Source organism: Desulforhopalus glucosivorans (assembly GCF_054397165.1).
This window is the reverse complement of sequence record NZ_AP044854.1, coordinates 616,277-629,863: the sequence shown is the minus strand read 5'-3', so window position 1 is coordinate 629,863 and position 13,587 is coordinate 616,277. Positions and strand designations below refer to the sequence as shown.

Genomic DNA, 13,587 nt, shown 5'->3' with positions numbered 1-13,587 from the left:
TTTCATATTTTTCATGACAGGTTTCCCTAAGTAAGGTACTAAAAACATAAGATAAGTCAGGGCAATGCGATCATTCCAATTCAATATCCGAACGAAGCTGTTCCTCAGCTATTCCAGCGCTTTTCTATTGATTTTAATTGCTTCCGGGCTCGGCATTTTTTATTTCCTGAAACAGACTATCGAACACGATATTGAAAGGGAGCTTGTGCAGTCCACCAACACTCTGCTCAATATTGTCGAAACAGCAACCGAAGTTTCCCTGAAAAACTATCTACGGGCCACAGCGGAAAAAAATCTCGAAATAACAAGATATTACTACCAGCGTGCTCAACGTGGTGAACTCTCGGAGCGTGAAGCCAAGAAACGGGTCGCTGAGGTTTTTCTACACCAGCATATTGGCGAATCCGGATATATCTACTCCATCAACAGCAACGGGGTCCTTCAGGTCCACCCGGAGCAATCCCTGGTCGGCGAAGATATCTCCAGCTATGATTTTGTTACCGACCAAAAGCGCCGTAAAGATGGGTATCTTGTCTACGACTGGAAAAACCCGAGCGAGCACCACCCGCGTGGAAAAGCCCTCTATATGGCCTATTTTGCACCGTGGGACTGGATTATTTCCGTCTCAACCTATCGCAGCGAATTTCGTCAACTGGTGAAAATTGACGATTTCAGAGAAAAATTTCTGGCTCTCACCTTTGGCAAAAGTGGCTACAGTTATGTCATGGACCTCAAAGGCAATCTGGTCCTCCATCCGCAACTGGAAGGATATAATATTTATGATGAACAAGATGCCCAGGGTCGCTTTTTCATTCAGGAGGTCTGCCGCCAAAAAAAAGGAACCATCATCTACCCTTGGAAAAATCCAGGTGACAAGAAGCCACGGGAAAAACTGGTGACTTTTAATTACATTCCCCAGTTCGAGTGGATTGTTTCCTCTTCCAGCTACCTCGATGAAATCTTTGCACCGCTGGACACCATCCGAAGTTTTATGATCGGAGTAGCCATAATTGCGTTACTGCTGCTTCTACCCCTCTCTCTAATAATCAGCCGTACTATAACCGCCCCCCTGCATGAGATTATGTCCCATTTCTCCATGGTACCAGAAGGGGATTTTACCCCTCGAATTGCCGAAGAATACAGTGGTGAAATCGGACAACTCGCCAAGTTCTTCAACCTCTTTATGGCCAGGATGGAACGATATAGTAATGACCTGAAAAAAGAAATCCGAGTACGAACCAAGGCAGAAAAGGCCCTGAGACAATCCGAAGAGATGTTTTCCAAAGCCTTCAGCCTCAGTCCCTTTGGAATCATGATCCTCAGCTACCCTGGGGGACTGATAGTCAGTGCCAACGATAGTTTTGTCAAAACAACCGGTTTTAGGCGTGAATTTCTGCTCAACCGTTCATTGATGCGCCTGGGCATCCTGTCATCTATTGAAGAACTAACAACGTTGCAACGTATACTAGAATCCAGTAATCATATCCGAGAGCGAGCCATAACCTTTCGTAATCGTAAAAAGGAGGTACGACAGGCCATGATGTCAGCCGACCTCATTGACCTCTGGGGGGACAAATATGCCTTGGTTATCGTAGAGGATGTCACAGAACGCCAGCTCCTCCAGGAGAGAATCCTTGATATTGGCGAAACGGAGCGGCGTAAAATAGGTCAGGATATTCATGATGATCTCTGCCCCCATCTGATAGGCACCGAAGTCATGACCAAAATTCTCCAGAAAAAACTCGAAGAGGAGCATTCGAAAACATGCGCTCTGGCCGAAAAGATTCACACCCTGATAAAAGACGCTGTCCATAAATCGCGGGGCATGGCCCGAGGGCTTTGTCCCGTCTTTCTGGTTGACCGTGGTCTTGAAGCGGCTATCGAGGAACTCGCAAAAAATACGATGGAGGTCTATACTATTACCTGCTCCTATGAGGGACGTGGACATCTCCTTTTTGATGACAGCAGTGATACCATTCACATTTTCATGATCATCCAGGAGGCAATCTCCAATGGGGTACGACACGCCGAGGCCCAAAACATTATCATCCGCCAGGAAAAGTTGGGCAAGCGGATTCGAATTGTTGTAGAAGACGACGGCATTGGCATCTCCCAACAACACTCTGCAGGTGGCATGGGCCTAAAAATAATGCAGTACCGGGCAGAGCGTATTGGCGCAGAACTCACCGTTAAGCCTGGAGACAAAAGGGGAACCCAGGTAATCCTGGCACTGAATGGAGTCACTATTGAAGAACAAGTGGCACTTTAATACTACCTAACGATCAATTGGCAGTGGAACACAGAAGAAAAGGTAATGACTATGACTCGCATCGTAATCGTTGAAGATCACCCGGTTTTTCGTTCAGGACTCAAGGAACTCATTGAAACTGAAAAAGACCTCCACGTCTGCGGGGAGGCCGACACAATCACCAAAGCGATGATGGTGATTACTCAAGAAAAGCCTGACCTGGTTATTGTTGATATAACCCTGAAGGGCAGAAACGGTCTTGAGCTCATTACGGAACTGAATCGGGAGTCACCCAATCTGCCGCTCCTCGTACTCTCCATGCATGACGAATCAATCTATGCCGAACGGTCCTTTCGCGCCGGGGCCAGTGGTTATATCATGAAAGAAGAGACCTCAGAATCCATTATCGAGGCGATACGTTTGGTCTGCAGCGGCCAAAGATATGCCTCGAAACAGTTTATGGGTAATGTTCTTAATAAATTCCTCAACCACTCTCCGGAGGACAGCCGAAGCCCCATAGACCGCCTCACCGACCGGGAACTCGATGTCTTCCGCTTGCTAGGCAAAGGAAAGACCACGAAGGATATAGCCTCACGCCTTGATCTCAGCGCCAAGACTATTGGCACCTATCGGGAAAGAATAAAGGTGAAACTCGACCTCCACAACGCTTCGGATCTGATCCATTCAGCAGTCCGCTGGTTTGAAAAGGGAGAGTTGTAATCCATTTAACATGTTACTTTAAAACAGAATATCCTCAAAAAGATATCACCCATAGGAATGTCATCACTGTAATCCTGTAACTCAGCTGAAGATAGATACCTTTTCCTCACCTATCATAACTGACAAACATCATTCTATCTCTTGTATAGTTTAAGAACCAGGTGTGTTGTGAAAATACCACGCTGTGTGATACAATCAAAACAGTGGAAGATTCGACTACTTGAAAACTATGGAGAGCACTACTCGGAGTGAATATTTATAGTTTACAAGAATCCGTTATTCCTGACGAATTTCAAAATAAACAACATAGGCAACAACGCTAGATGAACTCTGTTTCTATAATTTCAATAGGTATAATCCTGTGTGGCGCTGTTGTCATGTTTTCCAGTTTAATTTACAGCCTCAAATCTTACCGTATTTTCAATGAATTTGACAGTCACGAGCTTTCACCCTTCAAGAATTCCAAAACAGTTCACACTGTGTTGATGCTGTTTTTTTTGATCGGTTACTTCTCTGTGGCAGTGGCTATTTATACAAAAACTGAAGTTATAAGTGAAATCTTCGTTAGTATTATTTTCTTTTTTGGTGCTGTATTTGTTTTCCTTGGTGTTCGTTTGCAAAATGCGATGAACACTATGCTTCGTAACCGCTACGAAGCGGCTCGTGTGTCAGCAGAAGCATTAGAAAAGGAGCGACATAAACTACTAAAAGCAAACAAGATTCTTGGACTAGAAGTTCAAGAGCGAGAACAAGCTGAGATTACAGCCAAAGAAAGGGAGAAAAAGCTCACGCAGATTTTGGACAACCTACCCATAGGAGTGCTGATAATCGAGGAAAAAACCCTCCAGATAAAAGACGCCAACTCAATGGCGGAATCCATGATTGGAGCTGCCAAGGGTGATATTGTCGGCTGTCAATGTCAAGACTATGTATTTGGTGCAAACAAAGATAATTGCCCGATGCTGCTACATCCTGACAAAAAAAATCAGCAAGGTGAATATACACTTATATGTCCCAAAGGTACGGATCTGCCTATTCTAAAAACTGTAAGCCGTATCGAACTAGAAGGCGAACCCCACTTTCTTGAAGCGTTCTTGGACATGAGCGAAAAGAAACGATTGGAGGAGCAATTGGAGCGAGCTCAGAAAATGGAGGCAATAGGGCTCTTGGCCGGAAGTGTAGCACACGATCTCAACAATATTTTGTCAGGGCTACTGAGTTACCCTGAATTGATTCTCATGAAAGTCGATGAATCAGATCCGTTGCGTAAGCCACTTGAAACAATAAAGCGATCAGGGGAGAAGGCTGCTGTTATTGTCCAGGACCTTTTAACGCTTGCACAACAAAATATTGTGGTAAAGCAGCCTGTCGACATTAGCATTGTAGTACAGGATTTTCTTGCAAGTCCCGAGTTTGAGAGGTTAATTGCGAGCCACTCAGGGGTCCACATTACAACTTCTATTGAAAAAGAGTTGATGCTGATAGAAGGTTCGCCTGTACACCTGAGCAAGGTGGCAATGAATCTCATATTCAATGCAGTCGAGGCTATTCCGGAAAAAGGCAGTGTTAAGATCACCTTTGAAAACGGACATATAGATGGTCCAATATCAGGTTACGAGACTGTCCTTGAGGGCAACTATGTAATACTCACCGTTCAAGACGATGGCACTGGTATTCCCCCGGAGAACATCTCAAGAATCTTCGAACCCTTTTATTCACGTAAAATTCTAGGCAATAGTGGTTCTGGTTTGGGGATGGCCATTGTATGGAATGCCGTCAAAGACCATCAGGGATATATAGAAGTTGAAAGTGTCCTGGGTATTGGCACGACCTTTAAAGTCTATTTACCTGCAACCGAACGAGTAGTCTCTAATTTAGATACGCCGAAAGAGGGCCAACTTACAATGGGGCAGGGGCAAACCATTCTAGTGGTTGATGATTTAGAGGAGCAAAGAGAGATTGCTAGTTCTATGTTGGAGTATCTGAACTACTCAGTTGATGTTGCAATAAATGGCGAGTCTGCCATAGATATTATTAAACAAAAACAATTCGATCTCATCCTCCTGGATATGATTATGGAACCAGGCATTGATGGGCTTGAAACGTACCGCAGGATTAAGGAGATAACTCCGAACCAGAAGGTGATTCTGATTTCCGGCTATTCTGACCCAAATTGCCTTGAATCTCTCAAAGAACTTGGCCTCAGAACAAATATAAAGAAACCTTATTCCTTAAATGATCTCGCTGAAAATCTATATATTGCTCTCTGCGGAGTAGAATCCGTGTAACCATCCTAATTTATCAACATATCGGCGATAGCTTCCTCGATACTTGCTCGTGTCACTGCATAGACTTTTCTAGCTGACTTGCTTAAAATCGTTTCTTTAACAATAGCGCAGGATCTTCAGCTATGATATTCTCATTTATTAATCAGATTGATTATAAGAAAATTATACAGATTAAGGGTTTGGCTTAAATGCCGAGTAGGGTGCTGATAGTTCAGAAATTTCAGCAAATTTCTTATTTATAATTCGCAAATCATCTTCCTTTGGCTTCCTAATATAAGACAATATATCTACTGAGACTGAATTTAAATCGGTCATTGCACTTAAAATTTCTTTCATATTATTAAAATCAGGATTCTTGGCAGGCGATCCAAATTCTCTCCAGCCGGTTACCATTACATCACTATTTTTACTAAATTCTGGTAACCACTGACCTTTTTTGTATACTGCATACGCATTGAAATTTCCCTGCCTGAATTTTTCAAAAGCTTTCTGGAGTTCTTGACAGTGGTATAAGAGCGCTCCACCCCATTTGTTTTCAATTTGTTTTCTCTGCTCTGCTGTCAAAGTTACAGTTTCCATAGATTTTTCCTCACCCAGAGTTTGAGGGGGCAGTGACGATGGGTCTAAGGAAGGCAAACGAGGCACGATAAAAATGACAGCACAAAGGATTACAACAATTGTAATTGCAATCACTCCTAATTGAGTGGATAAAGGGGGCTTCCCGCATTTAGGGCATGCTTTTGCATTCGAGGCAAATTCTGTTTTGCAGAATTTGCATTTTACAAGTTGGGTCATAGTAGGTTCCTTTTCCTCAAAAAATAAACATAAATCCTCAAAAACAAGAGCAACATGTTTTGTTTGTATCAGGAGTGGCGAATTTGAGTCAAGAAACATTTACCCTCCTCTAGGTTTTTGGGGAAAGATCAAGGTATACCATACCGGTTTTACTGACTACATCAAATCTGGCCCCCCCTCCCCTTTTCCATGAATTTTTCGGTCATATTTATCACAAAATCATACGACGTATACAATTTCCAGTTAGCGATCTTCACACCCAAAAATGGATTACACCTTCGCAGTAGGTGTAGTTTCATTATTTCAACCCATCCATTACTTTTTTATAACAGTCAGGACAAACACCATGGCTAAACTGAACATCCGAATACTCAGACAAATAAGCCTCCATTTGGTCCCAGGCTCCTTTATCATCCCGAATTTTTTTGCAATAGGAACAGATAGGGAGAATCCCCTTCAATACTTTTATTGTATCTAAAGCATTCTGGAGTTTGTTGATTAAATTTTCACGATCATTCTCAATTTCTTTTCGAGAGGTGATGTCGACAAAAGAAGCCATCCTTCCTAAAACCTGGTTAGCTTCAGAAGTCACATTTGAGACTGAAACCTCAACGACAAAAGTCGCCCCGTCACTATTTTGAACAATAAATTCTTCAGTAGTATTTTTGCTAATATCTAATATTTCGATAACATCTGAAAATCTTGTCACCTCCGATGTGGTAAAAAGTTCAGCTGCATTTTTTCCTATTATTTCTTTTTGGTTGTAGCCGAACATTTTACAAAATGATGGGTTGGCGAAACAAATTCCCCCACATTTATCTGTTATAATTACACCACCTACTAGAGAGTTTATTGCATCAAAAACAATGCTCATCACATCTTGCTTTTTTTCGGGTGTTAAAGCGTTAATTAATTTTTCATCAGATATTTGCTGAATAAGTTTTGTGTTTTGCTCTTCCTGTGTGTCCATGCCTTACCCACCATCTGTATCTTTTATAGACTCTACATTCGAAATAACCTTCCTTTACAGCTGTTGGTATAATTCTACTCAAGAATCTGGGCTTTTTCTTCTCTTGGCAACTGTTGTTCATTACTACTAATATTGGCTGTGATTTTGGCTGCTAGAGATTCAAATATTTCCTTTACCGGATTATTTCCCTCTGTGAATATTAAAGGCATACCCGCTTCTGCTGCGCTAGATACATCTTTTGAGAGCGGTATGGAGCAGAGTGTTTCAATGCTGCTTAACGGGTCATCAGGTCCGCCTGATTTTGCTTTAGGAAAGTAATGATCTTGATGGCCACAGCAACTGCACACCGCATAACTCATATTTTCGACAATACCCAGAATCGGAATTTCACATTGTTGAAACATGGTGACAGCTCTCCGCACATCATCAAGTGCTAAATTTTGTGGGGTGGTGACCAGAACAACCCCATCACACTTCACTTTATGGGCTAGCGTGAGTGGAATATCTCCGGTTCCTGGGGGTAAATCGATGACGAGGTAGTCAAGATCGCCCCAGAATGTTTTCTGGATAAATTGCAGAACCGTACCACTGGTGATATTTCCCCGCCAGGTAAGCGCTTTATTTCTGTCCACCAGATACCCGACAGACATAGTTTTAATACCATGACACTCTATTGGCAAAAGGTACTCTGATGTAAGAACCTCAGGCTTTTCTGTGACTCCAAGCATCGTCGGAAACGACGGACCATAGATATCTCCATCCATGAGACCCGTTTTGTACCCAAGTTTACTAATAGCTGTTGCAAGGTTGACAGCAGTACTTGATTTACCAACCCCACCTTTACCAGAACCCACCAGCAAGATATGCTTGACCCCGCTGATCCCTTCTGTTGCTACATTCACTGTACCAAGGTTGATAGTGACATCTTCGAAACCAACTTCCACCAACGCCCGTTGTGCTTGTTGTTTAAAAAGATTTTTTTCATCAGCATCGCTGGATATCAAGTTGACATCGATAATAACGCGGTCGCCTTTAAATTCTATTTTTTTAAGTAAATTTAGTACATTGACAGGCCATTTCAAGGTTGGCTCAATGAGAGAATCAAAAACAGCTGTTATGGTACGAGTTTTAGTATTGTCCATTATCTGCTTTCTCCTCATTGAGAATATCCTGCAGGGAGAAACCGGTTGAATCCGCAGATTCGGCCCACTGGTTAATTAAGGTCGAGAGTACTTCATGGAGATCTGGATAGGTTAAGAGAAGACGGTTTGAAGCGGTCACGGCATCGCAGTCCAGATCGATATAAACAAGTCCCTCTTGGGCCGCGCTTTCCAGACTATCCCAAACTGCAGGGATCTTTGTTTTGATATACTCAATAAATCCTTCTGACTCGGTCATGTCCTGTCCTATGTCGTGCTCCATAAATAATGGGGCTAAAAATAATGTCACTACAGCAGTCAAACACCGTTACACATAAATGACCTTCCGTCAAAACTCATCTCTTTGTTTCATTACAGCGTTTATTGACGGGCGTGAAGGGGGATGTAACTGTGCTCCCGCTCCCCTGTATAAATCTGCCGGGGCCGACTGATTTTCCAGTTCGGATCATCAGTACTTTCCTTCCACTGAGCAATCCAGCCTGGGAGCCTGCCTATGGCAAACATTACTGTGAACATATTGGTTGGAATACCAATGGCTCTTAAAATTATGCCACTGTAAAAGTCCACATTAGGATAGAGGTTATGATCGATAAAATACTGATCTTTTAAGGCGATTTCTTCAAGTTCCCTTGCGATATCCAGCAACGGATCAGTAATCTGCATTGATTCGAGAAGTTCATCGCACATTTTCTTCATTATTTTCGCGCGTGGATCATAGGTTTTATACACCCGGTGGCCAAAACCCATCAGCCTGAAAGGATCGTTCTTATCTTTTGCCCGCTCAACCATTTGTGCGCAGGTACCGCTCTCATGTTGAATTTGAGTAAGCATTTCAAGAACTGCCTGATTGGCGCCACCATGCAATGGCCCCCAAAGTGCTGCTATGCCAGAAGAAATAGCGGCATAAAGGTTTACCCGGGCACTTCCAACCATACGAACTGCAGAGGTTGAACAGTTCTGTTCATGGTCCGCATGGAGAATCCAGAGTACTCTCAGGGCATTGACCGCCTCGCGTTTCATCTCATAAGGTTTTACAGGAGTGTCAAACATCATATTGAGGAAATTCTCACAATAGGTCAAATCCGGTCTGGGTAAAACTATTTCATGGCCTCTCGATATTTTATAGGACATAGCAGCCATGGTACGCACCTTGGCAAGTAAGCGCGTCATGGTGATATTGATCTCTTCTTCTGTGGTATCGAGTTCAGGGTAGAAGCTTTTCATGGCATTGACCATGGAAGAGAGAATCCCCATGGGATGAGACGCCCTGGGAAAATTCTGATAGAATCCCTTCATATCGGTATGAACCAGACTATGATCATTGAGCCTCACCGAGAACTGGGTCAGCTCTTCACGGTTTGGCAATCTACCGTTAATCAGTAAATACGCTGTCTCTTTAAATGAAGCATGTTCAGCCAGTTGCTCAACAGGAATACCACGGTAGCGCAGGATTCCCTTCTCTCCATCCATAAAGGTTATGGCACTCAAGCAACTGCCCGTGTTACCATAGCCAGGATCCAGAGTTATAAATCCTGTCTCAGCTCGTAGCCTATTAATATCAATAGCTTTTTCCCCTTCACTTCCGGTAATTACAGGAAGTTCAACTGCCTTTCCGTTATATGTCAGAGTTACGAATTCGTCCAAAATATCTCCTTTTCCTCTAAACGTTGTACGTAATGCCCCGGGCATTCATTCCATATGTTTTAGATGGATTTTTTGTATTGTTTTTTGCGTTATTTTATTTAATTAGGGTAATTTCGAAACAGCTGCAGGCCAGACAACAGCGACCTCAGGCAATGGTTTAATAAAATTTTGCATAAGGCTATAGGTATAGGCCCCCTGTGCTGGTATCAACAGAACATCTCCAATTTCAATATCCTCACCCCAATACTGATATCCCCACACATCATGAGGAGTGCAGAGCGAACCCAGAACATTGCATGTATTTTCAGTCATTTCCGGTCGACTCAAATTTATAACCGGAAAGTAATCCGTTTCAAAACGCTCCCAGCCAACAGCATTGGTGCCCGCATCTGTAATAACGAGATCGTCACTTTTTTTATCAACCACTGTCATAAGAAGGTGCATAACATCATTACACAGCCATCTGCCGGGTTCAAAACAGATCCGACAATCAGGTAAAAGTGGAAAAATATGACAATGTATGGCCTGGCCCAGCTGTTCTGCAAAATCTTCTATTGAAATTGCGCTTTGGCAGTAGTGGTTGTTCTTGTCTTCTATACCTAATTGCAGTGCTTTTCTAAGAATACCCGCTTCAGTCCCCTCTGGTTGCAGCCACTCTCCCTGCTCTGGCCAATATCCACCACCAACATCAATAAATGAGATCTGGCTCAGTTCCGTGGCAGGCAGTTGTGTTAAAATATTTTTTAAGCTCAAGATAAAGTCTTGCTGCGCCCGAGCGTCCAGGTTCCAACTCGTATGAAACTGAATGCCTCTGAAATGCAAATAGGATAAGTAACTGACCTCATTTATAAACCGGGACAGTGCTTCCGGAGGGATGCCGAATTTACGCCATAATCCATCAGCTCTGGTGGTAAGTCGCACACCAATCCGAACCTCTTTCTTCCAGATTCTGGCAAGCTCGCCCAACATTTTAAGCTCATGAAAACTATCAACGAGCACTGTCACCTTCTCAGCACCAGTAACCGCCATCTCCAGCTCCGCTCTCGTTTTTCCAGGTCCGCTGAAAATGATATCCTGGTTATCCAGGGCAAGTGCCATTTTCAGTTCAATACCGCTTGATACATCAAGGCCAAACCCTGTTTCAGTGAGTATTCTTGCGATTTCAGGATAGTTGTTGCTTTTAACCGCATAATAAAAACCAGTCTTTGCCAAATGTGCCATAAATGCAGCCTGGAATCGATCAGAACGCCGTCTCAGCAACTCCGGCTCAAAAAGATACAGTGGGGTCTCCTGTTCTTTAAGTGGTGCTAAAAACTCGTACCTCCGCAGGAAGAAGGGCTCAACAAAAGCTCGGAGAGAAGAGTCAGAAAGAGGTGGAGCCTGGTCTTGCAAACATGTTTCTAATCTTTCTTGAAAAGAGTCCTTAGGGATATCAATTGTTGTCATTGTTCATCTCCACCTCAAGCAGGCGTTGCAGTTCCTTGCACTGTAGTTCGACAGAGGGCTCAGAATTAGGTTGAAAGAGGACGTACCCCAGGTACCAGGATTCATAATCAAGGGGCGGCATGGTAACCCGATGCCCATTTCCCCTGAAAAGACTAATTTCCCGTGTACGAGGATCAAGAAAGAGGCGATTACTATCTATTTTAACAACATTACCATCGCGTTCTGCATGGATTCTTAAGGCAACGAGTCCTTCCCCTGACATTCTTGGAACCGGGTGTGCTGCACTACGCCCCATTGAAAAATCGATGCAATAACTTAAGATATCAAAGCCGAAAGCTCTATGAAGAAGAAATGGAAGACAATCTCCTCCTGGACGAGGAGTCATTTCAAGCAGTAGAATTTTATCGCCGTCAACTATGAAATCCACCATACAAACTGCATCAACAAATCCCAAGGCTTCAGCACCCTGCCCGAGCATTGTTGACAGATGTCTCTGGTTGATACCGCTGCGCTGCCAGTCGGTTATCATGTAGCCATCAATTGTCCCAAAAGGAACGTTGGTATACTTTATTTTTTTGGTGAGTCGCAAAATCTCAACCTGACCATCTTTAACAGTAAAGTCACAACTAAACTCGCTACCATCAACAAACTCTTCAGCCACAAAGCTTGTTGTGGCCTTACTGTAAAGTCGATCCTCTTTTCTCCCAGCAAGGCCTTCCAATATCGCATGTGTAGCCTTTTTACACTCTTTATAGTTCTTACAGATGAAAACCAGTTCACTCCCACTGCCACTTAGTGGTTTTATCACGACGGGACCATCAATCTCCCTCCAGAAAGCCACAAGCTCCTCTGTTGTCTGGACGAGTTTGTGGCGAGGACAGGCAACTTTTCTGTCCCGCCAGATAGTTTTGGTTACGAACTTGTCCCGGCAGAGACGAATACTGTCAAGGGAGGGATAGGGCAAGGATAGTTCTTCTGCTAATTTTGCTGCAAGTGCCATAGACTCACAATCAAAACAGACCACCCCATCGATGAAACCACCCCATTGTCGGCTATGGGTTTGTATTTTCTCTACAATCAGAGAGACATCCTCCTCAAGATCACAGACTATTTCTTCATCGTGCGATGGCCGAGGTTCCTGGGCCTTATTCCTCTCTGATTCTGCTGTCAGATAAAGTGCATTTCCAGGATTCGATTGCCTGAGCAGAGCAACATAATCTGAGGTCGTGCCGACCACGAGCACCTTTGCTCCACTTACAGCAGTATTCAATCCTTCCCTACCATCATCCAAAAAATTCCTGCCGATTTCTGGTGGGAGAAGATTTAAATTATATTCCCTTAGGTTATTACTCATGCGTAACCTGGGCCATGCGGCATAGAGTGTTGTTAGAGTATACGGGTGCTGATTGTCGATAAATTTCATAGAGAGGACGACTTGACAAATGGAAGCGTTTTTTCCAACCAAAATCGCCACAAAGAAAATCAACGACATGCATACGCTGCCGGCAGGCCCACTCCAAATGGTGAAAATTTATCATTTTGGCCACCCCCTGAAATTCGGAATTGGTTCCACCAGCCAGAATGGTATATTCGCTTTTCCAGATCGTGCCGATATCCACCGCTGCAATTTCTCCCTTAAGTAAAACCGTCGTAACCCTCAGGAGATTATTATCAAAGAGCATTGCAATAAGCTTTTCATAGGATGCTAGAAATCTGGGGTCACTGAAATAGGACGAATCTCCGAATAATTCCAGATTCTTTTGAAACATCCAGTCAACATCAGCACACTGATCGTATCGATATGCAACACCGCCACTTTGTAAATGTGCAATTTCCCGCCCTAGATTCTTTCTGGATTTCCCTGAAAATTCAGCCATATACCTATCAAAAGAATAGCCGTAACTGCTCGGAAAGAACAGAAAACCAACCTCATCCACCGCCACCGGGAAGCTTCCATCAGGAATACTGTCTGATGTGAGATAGCGCAAATGAACAGGACCTGGGATACTTTCGAGCATGGCATCAAATACCTGACGGGATTCGGCAACTATTTTATTTTGCTCAAGCCAGGTCTTTCCCTGCCAGGTTTCACCGGGAAAAATTCCATATGTCTCGGTCTCTTCAATCCAACTGAGAGGAAGAAGTCCCTTAATTTCGCCGAACTCTTCGGCAACAATGAAGTATGGTTTGTTACCAAAACATGAGGCAAAGCTTGTCCGCACCTCCCATAAATCAAAAATGCAATGTTGTGGCCAGACCTTAGCCCAGAGGTTTGCGCATTCGTCAAAGTCTTCACATGACCTGATCTTCAACATA

The 13,587-nt window shown here is 43.5% G+C and carries 11 protein-coding genes; 3 read left to right on the top strand and 8 right to left on the bottom strand.

Annotation, left to right across the window (positions count from 1 at the left end):
• Window positions 1-64 precede the first annotated feature (64 nt).
• The 3 genes from ACX6CI_RS02720 (at window position 65) to ACX6CI_RS02710 (ending at window position 5,256) form a co-directional block, all read left to right on the top strand.
• Window positions 65-2,269, top strand: a complete 2,205-nt coding sequence (locus ACX6CI_RS02720; RefSeq protein WP_458776646.1) for a cache domain-containing protein — start codon at window positions 65-67, stop codon at window positions 2,267-2,269.
• Between the two features lie 51 nt (window positions 2,270-2,320).
• The gene (locus ACX6CI_RS02715; RefSeq protein WP_458776645.1) at window positions 2,321-2,968 is read left to right on the top strand and encodes a response regulator; all 648 of its coding nucleotides are present in this window, start codon (window positions 2,321-2,323) and stop codon (window positions 2,966-2,968) included.
• A gap of 377 nt (window positions 2,969-3,345) precedes the next feature.
• Window positions 3,346-5,256 carry a hybrid sensor histidine kinase/response regulator gene (locus ACX6CI_RS02710; RefSeq protein ID WP_458776644.1) on the top strand — a complete coding sequence of 637 codons (1,911 nt, stop codon included), beginning with the start codon at window positions 3,346-3,348 and terminating at the stop codon, window positions 5,254-5,256.
• 171 nt (window positions 5,257-5,427) lie between these two features.
• Here ACX6CI_RS02710 and ACX6CI_RS02705 read toward each other — a convergent pair whose 3' ends face one another.
• The 8 genes from ACX6CI_RS02705 to ACX6CI_RS02670 all read right to left on the bottom strand — a co-directional run bounded on the left by ACX6CI_RS02705 (window position 5,428) and on the right by ACX6CI_RS02670 (window position 13,586).
• Entirely contained in the window at window positions 5,428-6,150 is a 723-nt protein-coding gene (locus ACX6CI_RS02705; RefSeq protein WP_458776643.1) for a hypothetical protein, read from the bottom strand.
• A gap of 199 nt (window positions 6,151-6,349) precedes the next feature.
• A complete protein-coding gene (locus ACX6CI_RS02700) occupies window positions 6,350-7,021 on the bottom strand; it encodes a PAS domain-containing protein (protein ID WP_458776642.1) in 672 nt (223 codons plus the stop codon).
• A gap of 74 nt (window positions 7,022-7,095) precedes the next feature.
• Window positions 7,096-8,163, bottom strand: coding sequence for an Mrp/NBP35 family ATP-binding protein (locus ACX6CI_RS02695; protein ID WP_458776641.1), 1,068 nt, complete (start codon window positions 8,161-8,163; stop codon window positions 7,096-7,098).
• Window positions 8,150-8,419 (bottom strand): hypothetical protein, encoded by a 270-nt coding sequence (locus ACX6CI_RS02690; RefSeq protein ID WP_458776640.1) that lies wholly within the window; start codon window positions 8,417-8,419, stop codon window positions 8,150-8,152. The genes ACX6CI_RS02695 and ACX6CI_RS02690 overlap by 14 nt, the downstream gene beginning before the upstream one ends.
• A gap of 122 nt (window positions 8,420-8,541) precedes the next feature.
• Window positions 8,542-9,825, bottom strand: a complete 1,284-nt coding sequence (locus tag ACX6CI_RS02685) for a citrate synthase (RefSeq protein ID WP_458776639.1) — start codon at window positions 9,823-9,825, stop codon at window positions 8,542-8,544.
• 102 nt (window positions 9,826-9,927) lie between these two features.
• A complete protein-coding gene (locus ACX6CI_RS02680; protein ID WP_458776638.1) occupies window positions 9,928-11,271 on the bottom strand; it encodes a diaminopimelate decarboxylase family protein in 1,344 nt (447 codons plus the stop codon).
• Window positions 11,258-12,625: an ATP-grasp domain-containing protein gene (locus ACX6CI_RS02675; RefSeq protein ID WP_458776637.1), complete on the bottom strand. Its 1,368-nt coding sequence runs from the start codon at window positions 12,623-12,625 to the stop codon at window positions 11,258-11,260. Before ACX6CI_RS02675 ends, ACX6CI_RS02680 begins: the two co-directional genes overlap by 14 nt.
• Window positions 12,618-13,586, bottom strand: a complete 969-nt coding sequence (locus ACX6CI_RS02670) for a GNAT family N-acetyltransferase (RefSeq protein WP_458776636.1) — start codon at window positions 13,584-13,586, stop codon at window positions 12,618-12,620. The genes ACX6CI_RS02675 and ACX6CI_RS02670 overlap by 8 nt, the downstream gene beginning before the upstream one ends.
• Window position 13,587: the final 1 nt, after the last annotated feature.

Excerpts from the sequence above, each read along its gene's own strand:
- ACX6CI_RS02700 (WP_458776642.1), bottom strand. The coding sequence starts at position 7,021 with ATGGACACACAGGAAGAGCAAAACACAAAACTTATTCAGCAAATATCT.
- ACX6CI_RS02670 (WP_458776636.1), bottom strand. The coding sequence starts at position 13,586 with ATGTTGAAGATCAGGTCATGTGAAGACTTTGACGAATGCGCAAACCTC.
- ACX6CI_RS02695 (WP_458776641.1), bottom strand. The coding sequence starts at position 8,163 with ATGGACAATACTAAAACTCGTACCATAACAGCTGTTTTTGATTCTCTC.
- ACX6CI_RS02710 (WP_458776644.1), top strand. The coding sequence starts at position 3,346 with ATGTTTTCCAGTTTAATTTACAGCCTCAAATCTTACCGTATTTTCAAT.
- ACX6CI_RS02720 (WP_458776646.1), top strand. The coding sequence starts at position 65 with ATGCGATCATTCCAATTCAATATCCGAACGAAGCTGTTCCTCAGCTAT.
- ACX6CI_RS02690 (WP_458776640.1), bottom strand. The coding sequence starts at position 8,419 with ATGACCGAGTCAGAAGGATTTATTGAGTATATCAAAACAAAGATCCCT.
- ACX6CI_RS02680 (WP_458776638.1), bottom strand. The coding sequence starts at position 11,271 with ATGACAACAATTGATATCCCTAAGGACTCTTTTCAAGAAAGATTAGAA.
- ACX6CI_RS02715 (WP_458776645.1), top strand. The coding sequence starts at position 2,321 with ATGACTCGCATCGTAATCGTTGAAGATCACCCGGTTTTTCGTTCAGGA.
- ACX6CI_RS02705 (WP_458776643.1), bottom strand. The coding sequence starts at position 6,150 with ATGTTTCTTGACTCAAATTCGCCACTCCTGATACAAACAAAACATGTT.
- ACX6CI_RS02675 (WP_458776637.1), bottom strand. The coding sequence starts at position 12,625 with ATGAGTAATAACCTAAGGGAATATAATTTAAATCTTCTCCCACCAGAA.